The organism is Mesorhizobium sp. P5_C1 (assembly GCF_054049815.1).
In genome coordinates this window covers 1-2,209 of sequence record NZ_JBFULQ010000732.1, presented here as the reverse complement: position 1 = coordinate 2,209, position 2,209 = coordinate 1, and the positions used below count along the sequence as shown (strand labels likewise).

The window sequence follows — 2,209 nt, the reverse complement described above, 5'->3', positions numbered from 1 at the left end:
CATCGCCTTCCATGCGGATGGCGATTTCCTTGATGTTCAAGACGATGTCGGTCACGTCCTCGCGCACGCCGGCGATGGACGAGAATTCATGCAGAACGCCGTCGATCTGCACGGCGGTAACAGCCGCACCGCGCAGCGAAGACAGAAGCACGCGGCGCAGCGCGTTGCCGAGCGTCAGGCCAAAGCCACGCTCGAGCGGCTCGGCGACCAGCGTGGTCAGCGTCTTCTTCTTCGACGAGAACTCGATCTTGTTCGGCTTGATCAGTTCCTGCCAATTTTTCTGGATCATGATGCTTTCCTTCCGTTGACCCGCCACCATCCAATCGTGGCGGGCGACCTGGAATGCCGTGGAGGAGCGCCACAAAGGGCGCTCGCGCGGCGTTCGGTAATTTTTTAGACGCGACGCTTCTTGCGCGGGCGGCAGCCATTGTGCGGGATCGGCGTCACATCACGGATCGAGGTGATGGTGAAGCCGGCCGCCTGCAGGGCGCGCAGTGCCGATTCACGACCGGAGCCGGGTCCGCAGACCTCGACTTCGAGCATGCGCATGCCGTGTTCCTGGGCCTTCTTGGCAACGTCCTCGGCAGCCATCTGGGCAGCGAACGGGGTCGACTTGCGCGAACCCTTGAAGCCCTGGGCACCGGCCGACGACCAGGCAATCGAATTGCCCTGTGCGTCAGTGATGGTGATCATCGTGTTGTTGAAGGTCGAATTGACGTGGGCAACGCCCGACGAGATGTTCTTGCGTTCGCGACGGCGAACACGAGCGGCTTCCTTGGCCATGATAGTCCTTTCAGTTGATCTCTACACCGCCGTAATGCCAGCGGCTCCACCTTGCAAAAGCGAGTAGGGCGTAGCGAATAGTGGGTAGAAACCTATTCGCCACGACCCAATCGCTATTTGCTCAATTACTTCTTCTTGCCGGCGATTGACTTGGCCGGGCCCTTGCGGGTGCGCGCATTGGTATGCGTGCGCTGGCCGCGAACCGGCAGCGAGCGACGGTGACGCAGGCCGCGATAGCAGCCGAGATCCATGAGCCGCTTGATGTTCATCGAGACTTCGCGGCGCAGGTCGCCCTCGACCTGGTAGTCGCGGTCGATGGTTTCGCGGATCTGCAGCACTTCCGCGTCGGTGAGCTGGTTGACGCGACGCTCGGCCGGGATGCCGACCTTGTCGACGATCTCCTGGGCGAACTTCTTGCCAATGCCGTGAATGTACTGAAGCGCGATGACGACGCGCTTGTTGGTCGGAATGTTGACGCCGGCTATACGAGCCATATTCTTCTCTTCTCCATGTGGGCCGGACGAACCGGCGCTATCTTAAGTTGCCCCGCGTCCGGTGGAGGCCGGCCCATGCGGGAGTTTCCAGTTCAAAGCGGCTGCCTTGCCCTTGCGGACAAGCAAAGCCGATGCCTGATAGGAAGACGGGCCGCCATACCGCAGCGAACCGCTCCCGTCAAGTGCAATCGTTTAAATTCCCCGCGTTGCGTCCCTTAGCACCGCTTCGATCTGTCCCGTCACGGCGTCGATATCGGCCATGCCGTCGACGCTGCGGAGCTTGCCCTTGGCATAATAGTAGCCAATCAGCGGCGCCGTCTTCTTGTAGTATTCCCTCAAACGCTCCTCGAACACGGTCGGATTGTCGTCCTTGCGCACGGGCTGGCCGGCGGCTTGTGCTTCGTTGGCCCGCTTGACGATACGACCAACCAGCGCCTTGTCGTCGACGACAAGTTCAATGACCGCATCGAGGCCCTGCGAGCGATCCGAAAGCATCTGCTCAACCGCGTCCGCCTGCACCAGGGTCCGCGGATATCCGTCGAGGATGAAACCCTTCGCGCAATCCGGCTGATCGATACGTTCGGCGACGATGGCGTTGACGATGGCGTCGGAAACCAGTTCACCGGCATCCATCACCGCCTTGGCGCGTTTGCCGACTTCGGTGCCAGCCTGGACTGCAGCACGCAGCATGTCGCCCGTCGAGAGCTGGGGTATGCCGTGTTTTTCTACCAGTCTTTGTGCTTGTGTCCCCTTGCCCGCCCCTGGCGGCCCAAGCAATATCAACCTCATCTGGCTTTCTTCCCCCCGCGCAGCTTCGACTTCTTGATCAGGCCTTCATACTGGTGCGCGATCAGGTGGCCTTGAATCTGCGCAACCGTATCGAGCGTGACACTGACCACGATCAGAAGCGATGTGCCACCAAGGTAGAATGG

General features: G+C 60.8%; 3 protein-coding genes and 2 pseudogenes. All 5 read right to left on the bottom strand.

Annotated elements, in window-relative coordinates:
- Positions 1-289, bottom strand: a pseudogene (locus ACXJ7R_RS30540) (DNA-directed RNA polymerase subunit alpha); the annotation flags it as partial.
- A gap of 104 nt (positions 290-393) precedes the next feature.
- Positions 394-783, bottom strand: coding sequence for a 30S ribosomal protein S11 (rpsK, locus tag ACXJ7R_RS30535; protein ID WP_006205444.1), 390 nt, complete (start codon positions 781-783; stop codon positions 394-396).
- A gap of 125 nt (positions 784-908) precedes the next feature.
- A complete protein-coding gene (gene rpsM, locus ACXJ7R_RS30530; protein WP_006205445.1) occupies positions 909-1,277 on the bottom strand; it encodes a 30S ribosomal protein S13 in 369 nt (122 codons plus the stop codon).
- 192 nt (positions 1,278-1,469) lie between these two features.
- The gene (locus ACXJ7R_RS30525; protein ID WP_457155064.1) at positions 1,470-2,066 is read right to left on the bottom strand and encodes an adenylate kinase; all 597 of its coding nucleotides are present in this window, start codon (positions 2,064-2,066) and stop codon (positions 1,470-1,472) included.
- A pseudogene (locus ACXJ7R_RS30520) lies at positions 2,063-2,209 on the bottom strand (preprotein translocase subunit SecY); the annotation flags it as partial. The gene ACXJ7R_RS30525 and the pseudogene ACXJ7R_RS30520, both read right to left, overlap by 4 nt.